The organism is Pedobacter frigidisoli (assembly GCF_032678525.1).
GTDB classification, from domain to species: Bacteria; Bacteroidota; Bacteroidia; order Sphingobacteriales; family Sphingobacteriaceae; genus Pedobacter; species Pedobacter frigidisoli_A.
On sequence record NZ_JAVTSE010000001.1, the window covers coordinates 869,131 to 888,969 of the forward strand.

Annotated in this window: 21 protein-coding genes; 9 read left to right on the forward strand and 12 right to left on the reverse strand. The window is 38.1% G+C overall.

Features of this window, described 5'->3' with window-relative positions; all coding sequences use genetic code 11:
* Position 1 precedes the first annotated feature (1 nt).
* Positions 2 to 1,570 carry a hypothetical protein gene (locus R2Q80_RS03660; RefSeq protein WP_316798286.1) on the reverse strand — a complete coding sequence of 523 codons (1,569 nt, stop codon included), beginning with the start codon at positions 1,568 to 1,570 and terminating at the stop codon, positions 2 to 4.
* A 92-nt stretch (positions 1,571 to 1,662) separates the two neighbouring features.
* Between R2Q80_RS03660 and R2Q80_RS03665 the strand changes: the two genes are divergently transcribed.
* The 3 genes from R2Q80_RS03665 (at position 1,663) to R2Q80_RS03675 (ending at position 5,321) form a co-directional block, all read left to right on the forward strand.
* Positions 1,663 to 2,049, forward strand: coding sequence for a DUF423 domain-containing protein (locus R2Q80_RS03665; protein ID WP_316798287.1), 387 nt, complete (start codon positions 1,663 to 1,665; stop codon positions 2,047 to 2,049).
* Entirely contained in the window at positions 2,049 to 4,529 is a 2,481-nt protein-coding gene (gene priA / locus R2Q80_RS03670) for a primosomal protein N' (RefSeq protein ID WP_316798288.1), read from the forward strand. The genes R2Q80_RS03665 and priA overlap by 1 nt, the downstream gene beginning before the upstream one ends.
* 135 nt (positions 4,530 to 4,664) lie before the next feature.
* Positions 4,665 to 5,321 (forward strand): protein-L-isoaspartate(D-aspartate) O-methyltransferase, encoded by a 657-nt coding sequence (locus tag R2Q80_RS03675; RefSeq protein ID WP_316798289.1) that lies wholly within the window; start codon positions 4,665 to 4,667, stop codon positions 5,319 to 5,321.
* A gap of 51 nt (positions 5,322 to 5,372) precedes the next feature.
* On the opposite strand, the gene smpB is transcribed toward R2Q80_RS03675, so the two are convergent.
* A complete protein-coding gene (gene smpB, locus R2Q80_RS03680) occupies positions 5,373 to 5,822 on the reverse strand; it encodes an SsrA-binding protein (protein WP_055905348.1) in 450 nt (149 codons plus the stop codon).
* Between the two features lie 197 nt (positions 5,823 to 6,019).
* On the opposite strand from smpB, the gene R2Q80_RS03685 reads away from it, so the two are divergent.
* The gene (locus R2Q80_RS03685; protein ID WP_316798290.1) at positions 6,020 to 6,502 is read left to right on the forward strand and encodes a TlpA family protein disulfide reductase; all 483 of its coding nucleotides are present in this window, start codon (positions 6,020 to 6,022) and stop codon (positions 6,500 to 6,502) included.
* A 1-nt stretch (position 6,503) separates the two neighbouring features.
* On the opposite strand, the gene R2Q80_RS03690 is transcribed toward R2Q80_RS03685, so the two are convergent.
* Positions 6,504 to 8,366, reverse strand: coding sequence for an Nramp family divalent metal transporter (locus R2Q80_RS03690; protein ID WP_316798291.1), 1,863 nt, complete (start codon positions 8,364 to 8,366; stop codon positions 6,504 to 6,506).
* Positions 8,353 to 9,015 (reverse strand): metal-dependent transcriptional regulator, encoded by a 663-nt coding sequence (locus R2Q80_RS03695; RefSeq protein WP_316798292.1) that lies wholly within the window; start codon positions 9,013 to 9,015, stop codon positions 8,353 to 8,355. Before R2Q80_RS03695 ends, R2Q80_RS03690 begins: the two co-directional genes overlap by 14 nt.
* Positions 9,016 to 9,141: 126 nt before the next feature.
* On the opposite strand from R2Q80_RS03695, the gene R2Q80_RS03700 reads away from it, so the two are divergent.
* The gene (locus R2Q80_RS03700) at positions 9,142 to 9,612 is read left to right on the forward strand and encodes an Lrp/AsnC family transcriptional regulator (protein ID WP_010602066.1); all 471 of its coding nucleotides are present in this window, start codon (positions 9,142 to 9,144) and stop codon (positions 9,610 to 9,612) included.
* 193 nt (positions 9,613 to 9,805) lie between these two features.
* Here the strand turns inward: R2Q80_RS03700 and ung are convergent, their stop codons facing one another.
* Together ung and R2Q80_RS03710 are read right to left on the reverse strand one after the other, a co-directional pair.
* Positions 9,806 to 10,486 carry a uracil-DNA glycosylase gene (ung, locus tag R2Q80_RS03705; RefSeq protein ID WP_316798293.1) on the reverse strand — a complete coding sequence of 227 codons (681 nt, stop codon included), beginning with the start codon at positions 10,484 to 10,486 and terminating at the stop codon, positions 9,806 to 9,808.
* Between the two features lie 63 nt (positions 10,487 to 10,549).
* On the reverse strand, positions 10,550 to 11,068 hold the full coding sequence (locus R2Q80_RS03710; RefSeq protein ID WP_316798294.1) for a thioredoxin family protein: 519 nt from the start codon (positions 11,066 to 11,068) through the stop codon (positions 10,550 to 10,552).
* Between the two features lie 115 nt (positions 11,069 to 11,183).
* On the opposite strand from R2Q80_RS03710, the gene R2Q80_RS03715 reads away from it, so the two are divergent.
* Positions 11,184 to 11,723 carry a DUF2892 domain-containing protein gene (locus R2Q80_RS03715; protein WP_316798295.1) on the forward strand — a complete coding sequence of 180 codons (540 nt, stop codon included), beginning with the start codon at positions 11,184 to 11,186 and terminating at the stop codon, positions 11,721 to 11,723.
* A 148-nt stretch (positions 11,724 to 11,871) separates the two neighbouring features.
* Positions 11,872 to 12,426 (forward strand): pyridoxamine 5'-phosphate oxidase family protein, encoded by a 555-nt coding sequence (locus R2Q80_RS03720; protein WP_316798296.1) that lies wholly within the window; start codon positions 11,872 to 11,874, stop codon positions 12,424 to 12,426.
* 57 nt (positions 12,427 to 12,483) lie between these two features.
* Here the strand turns inward: R2Q80_RS03720 and R2Q80_RS03725 are convergent, their stop codons facing one another.
* The 6 genes from R2Q80_RS03725 to R2Q80_RS03750 form a co-directional block, all read right to left on the reverse strand.
* A complete protein-coding gene (locus R2Q80_RS03725) occupies positions 12,484 to 12,696 on the reverse strand; it encodes a hypothetical protein (RefSeq protein WP_316798297.1) in 213 nt (70 codons plus the stop codon).
* Positions 12,697 to 12,847: 151 nt separating this feature from the next.
* Positions 12,848 to 14,557, reverse strand: coding sequence for a lysine--tRNA ligase (gene lysS, locus R2Q80_RS03730; protein WP_316798298.1), 1,710 nt, complete (start codon positions 14,555 to 14,557; stop codon positions 12,848 to 12,850).
* Positions 14,558 to 14,679: 122 nt separating this feature from the next.
* Positions 14,680 to 16,596, reverse strand: a complete 1,917-nt coding sequence (locus R2Q80_RS03735; RefSeq protein ID WP_316798299.1) for a long-chain fatty acid--CoA ligase — start codon at positions 16,594 to 16,596, stop codon at positions 14,680 to 14,682.
* A 109-nt stretch (positions 16,597 to 16,705) separates the two neighbouring features.
* Complete coding sequence (locus R2Q80_RS03740) at positions 16,706 to 17,032, reverse strand: iron-sulfur cluster assembly accessory protein (RefSeq protein WP_316798300.1); 327 nt, start codon at positions 17,030 to 17,032, stop codon at positions 16,706 to 16,708.
* An 84-nt stretch (positions 17,033 to 17,116) separates the two neighbouring features.
* A complete protein-coding gene (iscU, locus tag R2Q80_RS03745; protein ID WP_010602054.1) occupies positions 17,117 to 17,530 on the reverse strand; it encodes a Fe-S cluster assembly scaffold IscU in 414 nt (137 codons plus the stop codon).
* Between the two features lie 109 nt (positions 17,531 to 17,639).
* Positions 17,640 to 18,851 carry an IscS subfamily cysteine desulfurase gene (locus R2Q80_RS03750; protein ID WP_316798301.1) on the reverse strand — a complete coding sequence of 404 codons (1,212 nt, stop codon included), beginning with the start codon at positions 18,849 to 18,851 and terminating at the stop codon, positions 17,640 to 17,642.
* A gap of 120 nt (positions 18,852 to 18,971) precedes the next feature.
* Between R2Q80_RS03750 and mce the strand changes: the two genes are divergently transcribed.
* The gene (mce, locus tag R2Q80_RS03755; RefSeq protein WP_316798302.1) at positions 18,972 to 19,379 is read left to right on the forward strand and encodes a methylmalonyl-CoA epimerase; all 408 of its coding nucleotides are present in this window, start codon (positions 18,972 to 18,974) and stop codon (positions 19,377 to 19,379) included.
* Positions 19,380 to 19,588: 209 nt separating this feature from the next.
* Complete coding sequence (locus R2Q80_RS03760) at positions 19,589 to 19,837, forward strand: type B 50S ribosomal protein L31 (protein ID WP_010601831.1); 249 nt, start codon at positions 19,589 to 19,591, stop codon at positions 19,835 to 19,837.
* Positions 19,838 to 19,839 lie beyond the last annotated feature (2 nt).

Here is a 19,839-nt window from a genome sequence, read left to right on the forward strand (position 1 = left end):
ATTAACGGTTGCTTAACGAATCTGGTATTTGTGGTTTTAAATATTTGTTTAATAGCAGGTTAGTTGCAAATTTATTTCGGTCTGCACTCATTTGATAACAAAACGTATCGAAGCTTTTTAACCCGCTATCAGCTTTTAAATGGCGATAAAATGGCAGGTTAATGCTATTCCTGAATAAGTTTGCCGAATTCTTCGTATTAATGTAATAGAACACGTTAGATGTGCTTGTAATCTGATTCATGGCATCGAGGTAAGATGGTGTTTGAATAAGCAGCCTGTTATTCTTGTAATCATTTAAAAATACCTGTACAGTGCTTGCATTGTTTGCAACAATTAAATAATTATCGATAACGGTATAATAGGGTCTGCCGAATTTTTTAAATGGTTCTCCGAAATAGCTAAATAACATGTCAGATGCTTTAAATAACTTCACATCCTCACTATAGTCAGCGCTGGCATCCAGTAACAGTTGTTTAACTTTTTCACCATTGGTCAAGGCAATGGCTCCGAGTTTTTCGGTTGTGCTCAGCTGAAAAAGTATGAATTGATTTTTAGTGTAGGCAGGAAAAACCGCATTCAGATCAATCCGGTATTCATTTTTTATTTTCTGTATAGTAGCCTGTACTTTTTTAGTGTCGCGGTTTTGCGATTGAATACTGATTAGTTTTTTTAACCAAGTCTGATAATTATCAAAGGCATAAAGGGTAAAATTAGCCGTGTTTTCTGGTAGAATATTCTGAATACTCGTAGCTTGCGCTGGTGTGTTTTCGAATAAAGTGAGATAGTTGTTTCTGTCCTCAATTTGATTGCTTCCATTAAAAAGAAGCTTTTCTTTACTGAAATTGTAATTTAGAGATGCAAAACTGTTCTGTTTATCGAACACAGACAACTCTCCGTTAAGGTTTCCTGCGATAATATTTTTAAGCAGTAAAGGTGCTTTGTTCAAATTGATGTAAAGTGTTAACAGTGCATTTGTGCTGATTTGACTATTTTCTTTAATGTATGCCGTGAAGGGGTTCTCTATGAGTCTTACCGCTGCATCTTCGACCAGGTTTCTGGATGTTGATAAAGTAATCACCTCTCCCTGAATTCCAAGGTACACATCCAAACTATCATTTAATTTAAGTACATATAGATCTCCTTCCTTTTTGGATATTTTACGGACAAGTTTCAAATAGTCGTAGAGCTTTTCAATTTTAAAATCAGATCTGATCTGCGCCGTTAATAAATAGTTAAGCGTTTTATTTGAGTCTGGTAGAATACTTACATACACAGGTTGATCCTGAATGAACCTGTTTAAAGTAACATCATTCACAATACTTTCTTTTAGTATATTTAAGTACATCGTTTTTTCAGTACCAAGTACTTGTTGCAGGATATGTTGGCTCCCTATGATTTCGTAGAAACTTTTATCGTTTTTGAATGAAAACACCAGCGCTGCATTATTGGTAGCCGATTGTAAAGCCAGGTCTTTGGCGTTGTTTTCAATGTTTAATTTAGAAAAATAGTAATACGCCATAAAGGCAATTCCTAAAAATAAAGCGATTACTAAAATAATGATCTTTTTCATTTGCTATGCAACAAATTTAATTTATTACATTGATTAGTGAGAAGTTCTTTGCCAATTTATTAATTTAGCGTTTGCCTTGGGCGCAAACAGATATGAATAAACGAATAATACTTACTGCTTCTTTTTTTGGATTTGTTGCTGTTTTACTTGGTGCTTTCGGAGCACATGGCTTAAAAGCACTGATTGATGGCCCTGCGCTTGAAATCTGGCAAAAAGGAGTTGACTATCAGTTTTACCATACCTTTGCGCTATTGTACCTCTCTACCTTTGCACGTTACCGTAATAAGCTGATTAATATCGCTTATTTCTGTTTTACCTTCGGGGTTATTTTGTTTTCGGGTTCGCTTTATTTGCTGGCTACCCGGAGCATTTTAAAACTGGATTTTGTAAATTTAATTGGACCGGTAACACCAATTGGAGGCTTACTTTTTGTACTGGGATGGGTAATGTTGTTTTTTGCAGCATTTAAAGATAAATAATGGACAATTTCGGGATCGACATTTTTACAGAAAGAGAAACACTTTTTGTTGAAGTTATTTTGCCTTTATCTCTGGCGAAAAACTATACCTATCGTGTTCCTTTCGATCTGAACGACCAGGTAGAAATCGGCAAAAGAGTTGTTGTACAATTTGGTAAACACAAAATTTATACTGCACTGATCAGGGCCATTTCCACGCAGCCACCCCATGCTTATGAGGCTAAGTACATCATTGATGTAATAGATGCTGAGCCGGTGATTACGCCTGCACAACTCAAATTCTGGAGTTGGATGACTGGTTATTACATGTGCAATGAGGGGGATGTTATGTCGGCCGCCTTGCCAGCAAGTTTAAAACTGGCCAGTGAAACTATATTGGTTCTCCGTGAGGATTTTAGTGATGAAATTGCATTGAGTGAAAAAGAGGAAGTGATTATTAGTGCCTTAAAAAAACAGCAGAAACTTACGGTGAATGACGTTTCCAAGCTTTTAGGTCAAAAAACGATATATCCCCTTATTAATGGATTGTTGGATAAAGAATTGATTCTGGTGGCAGAAGAAGTTGTTCAGAAATATAAACCCCTTCTCAAATCATTCATTGTTTTAAATGATTTTTACAACGACCAGGATAATTTAAAACAGTTGTTTGCCGTTTTAGAACGTGCACCTAAACAGCTGGATGCCTTATTAGCTTATTTAAAGCTGCAAAAAACTAACCTTCCAATTGCTAAAGAAACCTTATTAGAAGAAAGTAACTGCGGCGCAGGAGCATTAAAAGCTTTAACAGACAAAGATATTTTTATGGTGATGAAACGCCCTGTAAGCCGTTTGGCTTTCAATGGTGATGAATTTCATTCCAGTTTTCAGCTGAATGCAGGTCAGGAAACTGCACTGAATCAAATTAATCAAGCTTTTGGAGAAAAAGATGTGGTACTGCTCCATGGCGTTACTGCCTCTGGCAAAACGCAGGTTTACATCAAACTGATTGAAGAAATTATTCAAAATACTGACGGACAGGTTTTGTTTTTGCTGCCCGAAATTGCTTTAACCACACAGATTGTGGAGCGTATAAAACGATATTTCGGAAATACCATTGGGGTTTATCACTCTAAATTTAACAATAGTGAACGTGTAGAAATTTGGAATAAGGTAAGAACAGGGGCTTTTAAAGTGATTTTAGGTGCCCGTTCAGCTGTCTTTCTCCCATTTCAGCATTTGAAGTTGATTGTTGTGGATGAGGAACATGAACCATCATATAAACAATATGATCCTGCGCCGCGCTACCAGGCCCGGGATGCATCGATCTATTTGGCTCACCTTCACCAGGCTAAAGTAATACTTGGCTCGGCAACGCCTTCATTGGAAAGTTACTATAATGCGTTACAAGGCAAATATGGTCTGGTAGAGATGAAGGAGCGATTCGGGGGTGTTCAGTTGCCCAATCAGCAGGTGGTGAGTATATCCGAAGAAACTAAAAAGAAATCTATGGTTTCTTATTTCTCCAGTGTGCTCATCAAGGACATTGATCTTGCGCTGTCTAAAAAGGAGCAGATTGTTCTTTTTCAAAACAGGAGGGGCTATGCCACCATCCTAATCTGTGCAACTTGCGGCTACACGCCGAAATGTGTCAATTGCGATGTGAGTTTAACCTATCATAAAAGTAGCGGAAAGCTCCATTGCCACTATTGTGGTTTCCACCAAAGCAGTGTTAATATTTGCCCGGCCTGTGGATCTGTACACGTTGAACAAAAGGGCTTCGGAACCGAACGGATTGAAGAAGAACTAAAATTGCTTTACCCTGATGTGAATATTGCACGTTTGGATATGGACAGTACCAGAACGAAAAATGGTTTGCAACAGATACTGAATGACTTCCAGGATAAAAAAACAGATATTTTGATTGGAACACAAATGGTAGCTAAAGGTCTGGATTTTGATAATCTGAATTTAATCGGCGTAATTAATGCAGATACGCTTCTAGGATATCCCGACTTTAGGGCCTACGAAAGAAGTTTTCAATTGCTTGCGCAGGTGGCTGGAAGGGCTGGTAGGAGAGCTGATCAGGGTAATGTTTGTATTCAGACATACGACGCGGATAACAGGATTATTAAACAGGTAGTGAACAATGACTATGTAGGTATGTACAACGATGAGATTGCTGAAAGGGAACGTTTCTTATATCCTCCTTTTTCCAGAATGATCTTTCTTTACATCAAGCATAAAGATTCGCATGTGCTGGATCATGCAGCACTTACACTGGCTAATATTTTAAAGGCAAAATTTGGGAAGCGTGTGCTCGGACCTGAGCAACCACTTGTAAGCAGGGTGCGAAACCTGTACATCAAACAAATTATTATTAAGGCAGACAGGCATACAGCTATACAAAAGGTAAAAGACGCTTTGCGTGAAACCCTAACAGAGTTTAATGCCACTAAAGAATTCAAGGGTATTTTTACACAAATTGACGTTGATCCTTATTAACCGTCGTTCACTGATTCGCAAAGTAGCCGTGTGGATAATCTATCGTTCTCAAATTCAGCTAATCGTTATTTAATCACTCAATAATTGAGACGCCACCCTTGTATCACAGTTTAAAAAAGCTAATTTTGAGACTTCATGGCTTATAAATTTGTTGATAATTACCGGGAACGTGGTGCGAGAAAGAAGTTGGTTGAATTACTGAAGTCTCGTGGAATTGAGGATGAAAATGTACTTAAGGCAATTGGCAAAGTTCCACGTCATTTCTTTTTTGACGAAACTTTCTGGAATCAGGCTTATAAGGACATTGCTTTCCCTATTGGCGATGGACAAACCATTTCACAGCCTTATACTGTAGCCTACCAAAGCGAATTGCTCCATATTAAAAAAGATGATAAAGTTTTAGAAATAGGTACAGGATCTGGATATCAAACCTGCATCTTAATGGAGCTTGGTGCTCAAGTATTTACCATTGAAAGGCAGGAAAATATTTATAACAGAACCATTCAGGTGCTTCCTGGTATGGGATATCGTCCTACGTTTTATTGTGGTGACGGTTCAAAGGGCATTGCAAAACACGCTCCTTACGATAAAATAATTGTTACAGCCGGTGCACCACTTGTTCCGGAAATTTTACTGAAGCAATTAAAAGTCGGCGGTATTCTTGTCATTCCGGTAGGAGATGAGAAGACCCAGAAAATGGTCACTGTGATTCGTGTAAGCGAAACTGATTTTGAAAAAATTGTTTTAGATACCTTCAGGTTTGTGCCACTTGTCGGCGATCAGGCCTGGTAATGTTTTGAAGTTATTTAATGGTCAGTAATCACTAAACTTCGTTGTGAACCATTATCTTTTCATTGCCCGATCCAGCTCACGTTTGGTATCTCTGTCTTTAATACTATCGCGTTTGTCGAATTCCTTTTTACCCTGAGCAAGTGCAATTTCCATTTTAGCAAAGCCACGTTCATTTATAAAAATGCGCAAAGGAACAATAGTATACCCCTTTTCCTCTCCTTTGAGTTTTAGTTTCCTGATCTCTTTCTTTTGAAGAAGCAATGCCCTATCACGCTTAATATCGTGGTGATAAAAAGAGCTATGCGAATATTCTGAAACGTGAAGGTTGCGGACATATAGATTTCCGCCAATAAACATACAAAAGGCATCAGTCATATTGGCCTTACCTTGTCTAATCGCTTTTATTTCTGTTCCTAAAAGAGCAATGCCGGCTACGTACTTATCTAGTAAATTGTAGTCGAAATAAGCTCTTTTATTCTTTATGTTGATATCGTTTTTCAAAATTTGAATTTTATAATTTATAATCAGCTCAAAAGCCGGGTTGCAAATATCTTAAAAATTGATGTGATAATTTTGATTATCTTTTATTTCGTTCCCTTACAAAACAACAAAAAGAAAACTCATGAGTTTGTAAAAGGTCAAATGATGTATGTTTTCGTTGCGAATTATAATTAAGTTTGAACTTTAAGTCTACAAAAATGAAATTCAGATACCTGATCCTCGCATTATTCCTTGGGCTATGCATTCATGCCAGGGCCCAACAGCCAACGTTGCTGCCTCAGTTTACTTTCTTTAAACTGGATGGAAAGCCGTTTTCCAATAAAGACTTAACACAAAGTAAACCCAATCTTTTTATTCTCTTTGACTGCACTTGCGAACATTGCCAACGGGAAGCTAAATTGTTGAATGAAAATTATACGCAGTTTAAGAACGTAAATATTTACATGATCACGCTTGATGATGCCTATATCATACCTCAGTTTTTTAATTCTTATGCAAAGGGACTAAATACAAAACCGAATGTAACCGTGCTTCAGGATAAAAAGCAAATGTTTATTCCTGCTTTTTTACCCAAAATGTATCCTGCAATGTATCTCTATTCTCCGGCAGCAAAATTACTGGCTTATAACGCCGGCGATGGTGGAATCAAAAAGATGATTAAAACTATTAATAAAAAATAAGCTATCTGATAATCAATACCGGGATGTTTACTTTATGGCGGACAGAATCCACCGTCGTTCCGAAGATCAGGTCTTTTAGTCCCTTGTGGCCGTGAGCACCCATCACCAATAGTTCAATCTCGTTCTTGTTGCTGATATCAGCTATGGCCTTGGCCGTACTGCCAAAACCAATAAATGGGGTTGAATCGTAACCAAGGTCCTCCAGATTTGTTCTGTATTTTTCAAGATTGTCAGCATCACTTTGTGTTTCATGATCCATCGTGTTCTTTCCATGGTATCTTGCAGCAGCGGTTTCCACAACATGGATTAGGTAATAATGGGCATCTTTGCCCCCCTGAATCAATGCATGCCTGATGGTATTGACATCATTTTTGGAAAAATCGACCGCAATACCAATTCTTTGATAGCTTATTTTTTCAATTTTTCCTATCTCCAGTGCATTTCCATGGGGCACCATTTGCCTTTCACGGTTTTTCTTTTCAATAAGCGGATGTAAGAAAACGTACAAAAGAAGGAACACAATTCCAACCAGTGCAGGTACTACAAAAACGTAAATCCACCAGTTATTTGCTCCTTGCATCCATCCCCCGATCTCTTCAATTACAAGCTTCACATTTAAGGAAATAATAGCTAAAGCACTTCCCCATGCCAAAACCTTTACCCATGTTTTAATGGCAAAATCCTTCATCAGTTTTTTGTCTGATGTGAAGTGAATAAGTGGGATGATCGCAAAACCTAACTGTAAGCTCAAAATAACCTGACTTAAAACCAGCAATCCTCCCAAAGCATCATCGCCATAATGCAAAATGGTAAAAAAAGCAGGAATAATTGCCAGCAATCGGGTAATTAACCGGCGTAACCAGGGTTGAATACGCAGGTTGATATGCCCTTCCATAATAATCTGGCCAGCCAACGTACCTGTAACAGTAGAACTTTGTCCCGCGGCAATAAGTGCAATTGCAAAAAGAGCTGGTGCTACATTTCCAAATATGTTGGAGAGTAGCTTATGGGCGTCCTGAATCTCGGCTACTTCGTGCAAACCATTTGTGTAAAAAGCAGCTGCAGCGAGAATCAGAATGGCGGCATTCACAAAAAAAGCCAGGTTCAATGCAACAGTTGTATCAATCAGGTTGAATTTTAAAGCCTCTTTGATGCCCTTGTTCGAGCGTTCTATTTTCCTGGTTTGTACCAGAGAGGAGTGCAGGTATAAGTTGTGCGGCATTACCGTTGCACCGATAATCCCAATAGCGATATAAAGCGCATCGCCACCCAAAAATGAAGGTTCGAAACCTTTTGCAATTTCCTTTAGTGAGGGTTCAACTATAAACATTTCCACAAGAAAGGAAATACCTACAATGAAAACCATTGAAACAATAAAACCTTCCATCGCGCGCATTCCCTTGTTTAACAGAAAGAGTAGCAGGATAGTGTCGAATATCGTAATCGAAATTCCCCAGATAAGTGGAAGTCCGAACAACAGCTGCAGACCAATTGCCATTCCAATGATTTCGGCCAGGTCGCATGCAATAATCGCCGTTTGCGCTAGGCCAAACAATGGGATATTGGCCCAACGCGGATAAGCGTGCTTGGAAGCCTGCGCAAGATCTAGACCTCTTACGATGCCAAGCCTGGCGCTTAAAGATTGGAGTAACAAAGCAATCAGGTTCGACATGAGTAACACCCATATTAACTGATAGCCAAATTTACTCCCGCCGGCTAAATCTGTCGCCCAGTTCCCCGGATCCATATATCCTACACTGATTAGGTAAGCAGGACCAATAAATGCCAGAATTCTACGCCAACCTTTTCTTTTATTCGTATCTACGCTTTGATGTACTTCACTTAAAGATTCAGTTTTTGCCATTAGTACTGATTAAAATATGTTTTGCAACTTCTCTGCTAATGTTAATTTGTTTATTTGCCACCAATATCTCCATAGAACCGTCAAAATCGGTAACATCAGTAATCTGAATTTGTTTCCCTAAGGTTAAGCCCAGTTTTTCCAAATGCTTTAAAAACGCTGAACTGTGCTGGCTTACACCTGTTATTGTTCCACCGTCGCCGATTTTGAGATCAATTAGCTTGATAAACTGTGTTTTTGCAAACCGACCGTTTTTATCAGGAATAGGGTCGCCATGGGGGTCAGATTTTGGAAAACCCAAAAATTCATCCAAACGTTCAATCAAAGCTTCCGATTTGATATGTTCTAATTCTTCAGCAACTTCATGAACCTCATCCCATTTAAAATTTAATTTATCTACTAAAAATACTTCCCATAACCGGTGTTTCCTTACAATATCGATTGCTGCATTTCTGCCCCTATCGGTTAAAGTCACCCCCTGATATTTGATGTAATCTACAAAACCTTTATCCGCGAGTTTTTTAATCATGTCAGTAACAGATGCCGGTTTGGTCTGGATTTGTTCAGCTATCGCATTCGTTTGAACAGTATTGTTCGATTCAGATAAATGATAAATAATCTTTAAGTAGTTCTCTTCAGTAAAGCTTTGCATTTATGTTGCTCTAATATTATTTTTAGGTAAATCTAAAAAAATAATATTAAAATATATTAGATAAATTTTGTTAATATTTAGAATATAATTTGGTTATGTTTGTGTTCTCAACTCCTTTGAATTTATATGGCATCAGAATTAGATAAAATTGATTTTAAAATTTTAAGAATCTTACAGGAAAATGGTAGAATCACCAACCTGCTACTCTCACAGGAAATTGGTTTATCACCGGCACCTACTTTGGAGCGGGTTCGTAAGCTCGAAATGGCGGGTTATATCAAAAGCTATCATGCCCTTGTTGACGAGGAAAAACTTGGATTAGGTATTAAAACCTTTATTCAGATTCAATTAGATTTTCATAAAAACAACACCATACAAATTTTTTTAGATGAGGTGAATCAAATAAAGGAAATCACGGAGTGTCATCACGTAACCGGTCAGGCAGATTTTCTTTTAAAAGTTTATGTAAAAGATATTAAATCGTATGAGCGTTTAATTATGGAGAAAATCAGTAAGATTTCTGTTGTTAAAACATTCCAAACAATGATGATCATGTCTACTACCAAGAAAGAGCCAATAGTGCCTTTGGAGTATTAATTCAGATTCACGCATCTATCGGTAAATGCGCTAGTCTTCAGTGCGTGTCCTGATTCTTTTTCAGGACGTGCCAGTCTCTTTTCCTAGCAACAATACGTCGATGATTTTCGAAATGTCCACAGCATTCTGATAAATCATGAAATGCGTTCCGTCGTTAGCACCTAATCCACTGACAAAATACGCATTCATATCACTATACAGGCAAATTCCAATCTATCGGTGTTAAATTATTTTGAATAAGCAGTTGATTTGTTTTTGAAAAATGACGGGATCCCAAAAAACCTGTATGCGCAGAAAAAGGAGAGGGGTGGGGGGCGGTGAGTATATAATGCTTTTTCTCATCAATTAACGCTGCTTTTTGCTGTGCGTATTTACCCCATAATAAAAAGACGATGTGCTCCCGTTTTTGCGACAATGCTTTAATTATCTCATCTGTGAAAACCTCCCAGCCACGGTTTTGATGGGAGGCAGCCTCAGATACCCGTACCGTCAATGTGGCATTCAGTAGGAGAACACCCTGTTCTGCCCAGTGTGTTAAATTTCCGTGACCAGGCGTTTTAAAGCCTTCGATATCCGACTCAAGCTCCTTATATATGTTTTTTAATGATGGTGGCACTGCAATACCGCGCTGCACCGAGAAAGATAAACCATGTGCCTGGCCGGCGCCATGATAAGGATCCTGTCCTAATATTACCACCTTTACCTGGTCAAATGGCGTTGTGTTTAATGCGTTAAAAATATCTGAACCCTTTGGATAGACAGTTGCTCCGGTTTCTTTTTCTTTTTGCAGAAAAGCTTTCAGGCTTTTCATATAATCTTTTTCAAATTCACTATCTAAAATGGCTAGCCATCCCGGCTCTAAACTTGCAGGCATATAATTTTGATGTAAAAGAAGGAATGATATAATAAAATAGAACCCTTACTTGAGATAAAAGTTTTAAGATTTTGTTTTGAAAATGGCTAACAGGTCTCCTTCAAGTGTAGTTTTAGGCCCTTCGGTAATTCTGCCGAGCTCTTTTCCTTTCTTGTCGAATACAATAAAAGTAGGTACACGGGTGATATCCAAGCCATCAATAATGCCGTTTTCAGCTTTTTTGTGACCATCTACAGCAATTAAACTCACGTTTTTTTCTTTGAAGTGAAGGTCATCCAGAATTTTATAAAAGTTAGGGACGTTTACTTTACTGTCTCCACACCATGTACCAAATACGATTGTAATTTTCTCATCTTTCACGAGTTTCTTTAATTCGATCAATGTAGCGGCATCTGGAGTATAAGCCGCATAGAGTGGCTCAAACATTTCCTTGAATTCAGGGAATGAACTGACGCCTTCTCTGGTGCATTTATTGATCAGAATATCCTTACCTTTTGCTTCGTCGTGTATTTTTTTATTAATTTCCTGGGCAGAAACATTCATTGCGAGTATCGTTAGTGTTATCGAAAATAGGTATTTCATCGTCATTTAACTAAATCTGAGTTCTTTTAATTTTTTAATGAAATTATTGTTTTAAAATCTAATTTGTGCCATTTAAAAACGATATTTGCAAAAAAAAATAATTACAATAAAATTTATGCCAAATATTATCAGATTAATTGCGGGGTTTGCTTTACTGGGTGGCGCAGTAGCTTTATTTATTTTCGGCTTTTGGCCATGGGGCATTGTTGCTATATTGTTAGGACTAATTGTATTGGTTACCTATTTCTTCAATGAGAACATGCTTATAGCTCAGTGGTACTTGAGAAAGGATAATATGCCAAAAGCGAAACAGTTTTTAAATCGTATAACTGATTACGAAAAACAACTTATAAAAGTTCAACACGGTTATTATAACTTGTTGATCGGTTTAATAGAAAGCAGAACAGCACCACTTCAAAGTGAAAAGTATTTCAAAAAATCACTTGCTTTAGGTATGCAGATGGACCACAATGTTGCTTTGGCGAAACTTAGCCTAGCAGGTATAGCCATGGCGAAGCGCAACAAGCGTGAGGCTACCATGTATCTGGCTGAAGCGAAAAAGGCAGATAAAAACAAGTTATTGGCTGATCAAATCAAACAAATGAAAGATCAGATGGGCATGATGGACAAGCAGCAGCAAGTTCGTTACAGGTAATTTTATAGATATTTTCTCTGAAGCCATTTCTTAATTGAGATGGCTTTTTTTGTATCATCGATTTTCAGAAGTTATGAATTATATATCATAAATCTAAAACCAAAAGGATTTTATAGATGTACTATATAGGAATAAAATAATCATACCTATGGCAACATCACAAGAAGGCAGTACTAATAATACTCAGGAAGAAGGCAATATCAAAGATTTAGGCGGCAAAGAGGCTGTTGAAAAACTAAGAGATCTTGCAGAAAAAGCAGAGAGCTGCTTCTTCTGTACAAATATTAAAACAGGGGTTCCATTGTCGGTAAGGCCTATGGCCATTCAACAGGTGGATGATGAAGGAAATATCTGGTTTATGAGCTTAAAAGACAGCCATAAAAACGAAGAAATTTCTGCTGATCCATTTACTCATTTGCTTTTCCAGGCAGGGGCTCACTCAGGTTTTGTAAACATTTATGGGATTTCCGAAATCACCAGGGATCAGGCCAAAATAGATGAATTATGGAGTCCATTGATCAAGACCTGGTTTCAGGGTGGCAAAGACGATCCAAATATCACATTGATTAAAGTAATCCCGTCTGAAGGGTATTACTGGGATACCAAACACGGTACTGCTGTAGCGTTCTTAAAAATGGCTGCATCAGTAGTTACCGGAAAAACAATGGACGATTCGGTAGAGGGAAGTTTAGAAATTGATTAACTGATGGATTTAAATCAGGTTCGTTTTAACATAAATCGGCTGCTGATCACCAGCAGTCTATTTATCTCCTAAATAATCAAATCCTTCAAGCTCTTCTCTTTGAGATCTTTTACTGAGGATGTCATCATCCTCTACCGGATTTCTCGAGAAAAATAATGCTTCCGCTTGAATTCTTTTGATCAGCTGACGAACCAGCGTTAAATCAAATGCATCTTTACTCAATTTGATGCAGTATTCTCTTTCGTTTATTTCCAGGCTTGAAATATTCATAGTACAATCTTTAAATGATTATCGATTGTTGTAAAAGTAAAAAAAGCTTGCTAATTATTTGTTAGCAAGCCTTTTAAGTTTTTGTTATGTTTATGTTAAAACATGAGCCGATTTACCAGCGGTCTGTTAACCTTTAATCATGCTTTATCAACTATTTGTGAGATAAGAACAATCCCTCATCGGTTTTTGATACTTTTAATATTCCCTTACCTGTTAAGCCTTTCAAAGTAGTATCCCATTTTTTATTGCTCCATTCCGTTAATAAGGCTTTAATGTCAGCCAGAAGATATTCTTCACCTTCTTTTACCAGCGAATAAAGTTCTGTTTCTTCAGGAGTCAGTTCAATTTTCTTTTTCTCCGGACGCATCTGCGGGAAGAATAATACTTCCTGAATCGTACTCTGGTTCGTCATTAACATCACAATACGGTCGATACCGAAACCCAGACCAGATGTAGGAGGCATACCGTACTCTAAAGCACGAACGAAATCTTCATCCATTGCCATCGCTTCCGCATCGCCACGATCTGCCAGCTTTAACTGGTCTTCGAACCGCTCTTTCTGATCAATCGGATCGTTCAGCTCTGAATATGCATTACCAATTTCTTTACCGTTCACAAAAATCTCGAAACGTTCCACTAATCCATCTGCTGAACGATGTTTTTTTGCCAACGGAGTCATTTCTATCGGATAATCTGTAATGAAGGTAGGCTGAATCAGATTCGCTTCCACTTTCTCACTGAAAATTTCGTCTACAAGTTTCCCGCGACCCATTGTAGAATCTGTTTCTATGCCCAGTTTCTTGCAAGTTTCAAGAAGCTGTTCTTCAGTCATTGCCGAAACATCAATGCCAGTATATTTCTGGATGGATTCGTACATACTTAACTTCTCATAAGGTCCTTCGAAGTTTATAGCATGCTCACCAACTTTTACTACTGCAGAACCGTTCGTGGCTATGGCCACTTTTTCCAAACATTCTTCAACCATTGCCATCATCCAGATATAATCTTTATAGGCAACATAAATTTCCATAGAAGTATATTCCGGATTATGTGTGCGGTCCATTCCTTCATTACGGAACATCTTACCGAATTCATAAACGCCGTCGAAACCTGCAACAATTAAACGCTTTAAATATAATTCATTTGCGATACGCAAATAAAGTGGCATATCCAAAGTATTGTGGTGAGTGGCAAATGGGCGTGCAGCAGCACCACCATGAATGGGCTGTAAAATCGGTGTTTCCACTTCCATCCATCCCTGGTTGTCGAAATAATTTCGCATGCTGTTGATTACCTTGCTGCGCTTGATGAAAATCTGTTTGTAGTCTGGATTGACTGTCAGATCCACATACCGCATACGGTAGCGCAATTCAGGATTGGTAAACCCATCATAAACGTTTCCTTCATCGTCACGCTTTACAACAGGAAGCGGACGTAATGATTTCGCTAGAACTTTAAATTCTGTAACATGGATAGATATTTCACCTGTTTGAGTCGTAAATACATATCCTTTAACACCAATAAAATCGCCAATATCTAACAACTTTTTAAATACGGTGTTATATAAGGTTTTATCATCGCCAGGGCAAAGCTCATCTCTTTTTAGATAGACCTGGATGCGGCCCGTAGAATCCTGTAGCTCTGCAAAAGATGCCGCACCCATGATATTACGGCCCATGATACGGCCCGCCAGACTAACGGTTTTATAAGCTGTTTTATCTTTTTCGTAATTAGCCAGAATATCGGCAGCGGTTACATTAATATCGTATGCCTCTGCCGGGTAAGGTTCTATGCCTAACTGGCGCAACTGTTTTAGCGACTCACGTCGCAATATTTCTTGTTCTGATAATCCTATACTCATTTCGGGTATTTTTTGCAAAAGTAATGAATTCATTCGTCATTGCGGGGAATGAAGCAGTCTTAAAGCATTAGAAATTCAATTTTTTGTTTAAAAGTGTTTTACTTTTCAAATTTGTGGTTAGCCTAAGAATCGGCCTCAACACCTTCCTCGTACATGTCATTAATGGCACCGGCATATTTCTTTTCCACTATTCTGCGCTTTATCTTCATCGTTGGTGTAATCTCACCCTCATCGATATTGAACGGATTCCGTTTAATTTTGAAATTTTTGATCCTTTCGAATTTGGCTAATTCATTTGAAATCTTTTTAATGTCCTGCTCTATCCATTCTATAATTTCCTTATCCTGTATAAAGGGTTCTGTTTCTTCAAAGAATGATGGCTTTAAATTAAAGGTTTCTTCCAGTGTTTCCCTGTTAGGGATAATGATCGCCGTGATGAATTCCCGTTTATCCCCGATTAAAAACAACTGATCAATTTTCGGACTTTTCAGATAAATGTTTTCGACAGGAGTAGGATAAACATTTTTCCCATAAGCGTTAACAATCATGTTTTTCAAACGATCTGTGATTTGCAGATTTCCTTTGTAGAAACGTCCTATATCACCGGTATGAAACCACCTATCGCGGTCAATTGCCTCTGCCGTTTCTGCTGGCTTGTTAAAATAGCCTTTCATAACGCAATGCCCACGTACAATAACTTCACCCTCTGCACATTCGAAAGATTCATCGAAAGTATGGTGCGTTTGAATATTGATGATTTTTTTAGAGTCGACGTCCTGAATTCCAACCTCAATACCTGGAATAACACGGCCAACGGTTCCATAAACCTGTCGGTGATATTCTGTTACCGACATTACCGGTGAAGTTTCCGTTAAACCAAAGCCTTCTAAAATTTTAATGCCAAGGTCGCCAAAAAATTCGCCTACGTTTTTAGGTAAAGCGGCTCCTCCCGAAATCATAAATTTTAGTCTTCCGCCGGTTTTTTCTTTAATCTTACTGAAAACCAGTTTTTCGGCGAGCGCTTTTTTTGCCGACAGCATCAGGCCAGGATTTTGTCCGGCTTCTTTTGCCACCCGATACTTATTGCCTGTTTCTAATGCCCAGGTAAATATTTTTGCTTTTGTGCCACCAGCTGCAGTTCCTGATTTGATGGCTTTATCGTGAATGCGTTCCAACAACCTCGGCACGCAACTCATTACCGTTGGACGAACTTCACCCATGTTTTTTGCCAATAGTTCTAAGCTCTGTGCGAAGGCAATTTTACAACCCTGAGCACAGCAAACATGGTAAGTCGCCGTACGTTCGAATACGTGAGATAATGGCAGAAACGACAGGAATGTTTCGGTTTGATCAATAACAGGAATCTGCTGTAAGCAAACCTCAACGTTTTTAACAAAATTATGGTGCGTAAGCATCACACCTTTAGGCGTTCCGGTTGTTCCTGATGTATAGATTAAGGATGAAACATCTTCCGGCAAGACCATACTTCTGCATTGCTTTATTTCCGCCTTTTCGGCTGCGGTAATCTGGTGTTTAAGTGCCAGTATATCTGAAAAAGCAATCACGTCCACATTAACGTCTGCGGGGACAGTTACTTTTTCAAAATCTTTAAAGGTTGGGATAATATATTTCAGGTCTTTGCAGTTTGCAGCAACCTTAAGCACCTTGCGGTAGAGAAAATTGTTACCAACCAGAATTGATTTAATACCTGAATCGTTGATAATATAGGCAACTTCCTGCTCTGACAGGGTAGGGTAGATAGAAACATTAATTGCACCAATCTGCTGTATACCCTGATCGTAATAAACGTATTCAGGAGAATTTTCGATCATCAAACCTAAACGATCTCCTTTCTTAATTCCCCTCTCCAGAAAATAAGCAGAAACAGCGTCAGCCCTTTTAAGTGTATCCTCGTAAGAAATTTCAGCCCATTCAGTACCTTGCTTGTGAATTAAAAAGGTGTCCTCTGGCTTGTGGATGTTCTTGATCACATTTCTCAGGAGGGTAGGCACTGTAGAAAACTCGTTAATTAATGGCATTGCTCTTTATTTGGTGTTCATTATTTTAACAATTATAATGCTTTTTGGTTTAAAAATGCAAAAGGGCCCCGAAAATATCGGGGCCCTCTTCAATATAGATAAGGTTGTACTAAACCGAGAAACTTTCGCCACAGCCACATGTACGGCTGGCATTAGGGTTCACAAAGTTAAAACCTTTACCATTCAAACCATCTGTAAAATCAAGTTCAGTTCCTGCTAAGTATAGAAACGATTTCATATCCAAAGCAATTTTAATTCCCCTGTCTTCAAAAAACTGATCGCCAACTTTTTCTTCATTGTCGAAATCCAGATTATAAGACAAACCTGAGCATCCTCCACCTTTTACAGAAACCCGTAAAAAGTAATCGGCACCCATTTCAGAATCCTGCATCAGGTTATCGATCTTTTCTTTTGCTTTATCTGTTATTGTAATCATTTTTTCAAAATTTGAGATATTAGATACTAGATTTGAGATTGGCAAAATTGCATTCATACCTCAAGTCTATTATCTTATGTCTGATTAGTGATGTGATTTTTCCAATACGATAGCTTCTAAACCATTTTTAACACGGTAATCGTTAATGGCAGATTTAATCGCATCTTCTGCTAACACAGAACAGTGAATTTTTACCGGAGGTAAAGCCAGTTCTTCCACGATATCCATATTGTCGATTGATAATGCCTCATCAATAGTTTTTCCCTTTAACCACTCTGTAGCTAAAGAAGAAGAAGCAATTGCCGAACCACAGCCAAATGTTTTGAATTTAGCATCTGTGATTACATTGTCTTCACTTACTTCAATTTGTAAACGCATTACGTCACCACACTCTGGTGCACCAACTAATCCTGTACCTACAAATTTACTGTCCTTGTTTAATGTACCTACGTTACGTGGGTTATTGTAATGGTCAATTACTTTTTCTGAATATGCCATGATTTCTATTTCTTAAATCTTCCGTAGAAGATGATTTATGTTTTTATTTGTTTAGCGGTTAGCCTAAGGCGTTTATTTTAAACCTTAAACCTTCCAGCCTTCGACCTTCTTAGTGTTCTGCCCACTCAATTTTACTCAAGTCAATTCCTTCTTTAAACATTTCCCAAAGTGGAGAAAGTTCTCTTAAGTGATTAACTGCTTTTTGAGTAATTTCAATTGCATGATCAATATCTTCTTCAGTTGTAAAACGTCCTAGGCCGTAACGAATCGAAGAATGTGCTAGATCATCTGATAGACCTAAGCTTTTCAACACATAAGAGGGCTCTAAAGAAGCTGACGTACAAGCTGAACCAGATGATACGGCTAAATCACTCATGGCCATCATTAAACCCTCACCCTCAACATATTTGAAAGAGATGTTAGCTACGTGTGGTAAGCGGTGTTCAACATTACCATTTACATAACTTTCTTCCATTTGATTCAATGTAGATTCTAAACGGTCGCGTAAGGCAGATAAACGAATCGCTTCACTTTCCATTTCTAAACGGCAAAGTTCGCAAGCTTTACCTAAACCCACAATACCTGGAACGTTTAAAGTACCAGAACGCATTCCACGCTCGTGGCCACCGCCATCCATTTGAGAAGTTACTTTAACCCTTGGGTTTTTTCTGCGTACATAAAGCGCACCAACACCTTTCGGGCCGTACATTTTGTGTGCAGAGAAAGCCATTAAATCAATACCATCTGCATTAACATCAACAGGGATTTTACCAACAGCCTGCGTAGCATCTGTCATAAATAAAGCACCATATTTGTGCGCAATTGCAGAGATTTCCTTTACCGGCTGAATAACACCAATTTCGTTATTTCCGTACATAATGGAAACTAAAATGGTTTCAGGAGTCATTGCAGCTTCAAGCTCAGCCAGGTCAACTAATCCATCTTCCTTAACGGCCAGATAAGTTACCCTTGCACCATTTTTCTCAAGGTGTTTACAAGTATCCAACACAGCCTTATGTTCAGTAACTGCAGTAATGATGTGGTTACCTTTTTCTTTGTACATCTCAAATACACCTTTAATGGCTAAGTTATCAGCCTCAGTAGCACCTGATGTGAAAATCACTTCTTTTTCAGTACAGCCGATTAATTTGGCCACCTGTTCACGAGCATAATCTACGCCCTCTTCTGCAACCCAACCAAAAGCATGGTTACGACTTGCGGCATTTCCAAATTTCTCAGTAAAGTAAGGTAGCATCGCTTCCAACACACGCGGATCTAAAGGTGTTGTTGCGTTATTATCTAAATATATCGGCTGTTTCATCTCTATTCTGTTAATTATGACTACAAAGATACGAAAAAACTTTTTGAACAATTATAATTAATAGCTATGAGCTTATAGAGAAAAGCCGCATTTTTACATTCAACCAACCGTTTTAAAATCATGAACAAGATAGAGCATATTGGAATTGCGGTGAACAGCCTGAGTAAGTCTGTTCCACTCTACGAACTTTTACTGAACACGTCATGCTACAAAACTGAAATAGTGGCTTCCGAGCATGTAAACACTGCTTTTTTAAAAACAGGTGAAAACAAGATTGAGCTTTTGGAAGCAACGTCTACTGAGAGTACAATCGCTAACTTCCTCCATAAAAGAGGTGAAGGGGTGCACCACATTGCTTTTGCTGTAGATGATATTCTCGCTGAAATGGAACGACTTAAAGCTAATGGTTTCACCCTGCTGAATGAAGCCCCAAAAAAAGGTGCAGATAATAAAATGGTATGCTTCGTACACCCAAAAGATACCAATGGTGTGCTGATCGAACTTTGTCAGGAAATTAAATGGATTTGAGGATATTGATTCAGATGATATGTTGTATCCGTTTGTGGTTCCAGAAAAAATATAAAATAGGTTTGTAAATCAAAAATAAAATTAGGATATTTGCATCCTCTAAAATAGAGGTAAGAAAAGACTAATAGAAACTGTCATAAGCGTTGTTGCCAGCAAATTGCAAAAATGTTCTTGATGCTTTCACACAAATAACTAAAAATAATATTCAAATGAAAAAAGATTTGCACCCATCAAGCTACAGACCAGTTGTTTTCAAAGACATGTCTAACGAATATGCTTTCTTAACAAAATCTTGCGTAGATACTAAAGAAACAATTAAATGGGAAGATGGTAATGAGTATCCTCTTTACAAATTAGAGATTTCTCACACTTCACACCCTTTCTATACTGGTAAAATGAAATTGGTTGATACAGCAGGACGTATCGATAAATTCAAAAACCGTTACGCTAAGAAATAATT

Coding starts and splice junctions, on each gene's coding strand:
- R2Q80_RS03740 (WP_316798300.1), bottom strand. CDS start 17,032: ATGATTACAATAACAGATAAAGCAAAAGAAAAGATCGATAACCTGATG.
- ung (WP_316798293.1), bottom strand. CDS start 10,486: ATGCCTGCAAGTTTAGAGCCGGGATGGCTAGCCATTTTAGATAGTGAA.
- R2Q80_RS03760 (WP_010601831.1), top strand. CDS start 19,589: ATGAAAAAAGATTTGCACCCATCAAGCTACAGACCAGTTGTTTTCAAA.
- R2Q80_RS03675 (WP_316798289.1), top strand. CDS start 4,665: ATGGCTTATAAATTTGTTGATAATTACCGGGAACGTGGTGCGAGAAAG.
- priA (WP_316798288.1), top strand. CDS start 2,049: ATGGACAATTTCGGGATCGACATTTTTACAGAAAGAGAAACACTTTTT.
- R2Q80_RS03735 (WP_316798299.1), bottom strand. CDS start 16,596: ATGCCATTAATTAACGAGTTTTCTACAGTGCCTACCCTCCTGAGAAAT.
- iscU (WP_010602054.1), bottom strand. CDS start 17,530: ATGGCATATTCAGAAAAAGTAATTGACCATTACAATAACCCACGTAAC.
- R2Q80_RS03715 (WP_316798295.1), top strand. CDS start 11,184: ATGCCAAATATTATCAGATTAATTGCGGGGTTTGCTTTACTGGGTGGC.
- R2Q80_RS03690 (WP_316798291.1), bottom strand. CDS start 8,366: ATGGCAAAAACTGAATCTTTAAGTGAAGTACATCAAAGCGTAGATACG.
- lysS (WP_316798298.1), bottom strand. CDS start 14,557: ATGAGTATAGGATTATCAGAACAAGAAATATTGCGACGTGAGTCGCTA.
- R2Q80_RS03685 (WP_316798290.1), top strand. CDS start 6,020: ATGAAATTCAGATACCTGATCCTCGCATTATTCCTTGGGCTATGCATT.
- R2Q80_RS03665 (WP_316798287.1), top strand. CDS start 1,663: ATGAATAAACGAATAATACTTACTGCTTCTTTTTTTGGATTTGTTGCT.
- R2Q80_RS03710 (WP_316798294.1), bottom strand. CDS start 11,068: ATGAAATACCTATTTTCGATAACACTAACGATACTCGCAATGAATGTT.
- R2Q80_RS03720 (WP_316798296.1), top strand. CDS start 11,872: ATGGCAACATCACAAGAAGGCAGTACTAATAATACTCAGGAAGAAGGC.
- mce (WP_316798302.1), top strand. CDS start 18,972: ATGAACAAGATAGAGCATATTGGAATTGCGGTGAACAGCCTGAGTAAG.
- R2Q80_RS03750 (WP_316798301.1), bottom strand. CDS start 18,851: ATGAAACAGCCGATATATTTAGATAATAACGCAACAACACCTTTAGAT.
- R2Q80_RS03700 (WP_010602066.1), top strand. CDS start 9,142: ATGGCATCAGAATTAGATAAAATTGATTTTAAAATTTTAAGAATCTTA.
- R2Q80_RS03660 (WP_316798286.1), bottom strand. CDS start 1,570: ATGAAAAAGATCATTATTTTAGTAATCGCTTTATTTTTAGGAATTGCC.
- R2Q80_RS03725 (WP_316798297.1), bottom strand. CDS start 12,696: ATGAATATTTCAAGCCTGGAAATAAACGAAAGAGAATACTGCATCAAA.
- R2Q80_RS03695 (WP_316798292.1), bottom strand. CDS start 9,015: ATGCAAAGCTTTACTGAAGAGAACTACTTAAAGATTATTTATCATTTA.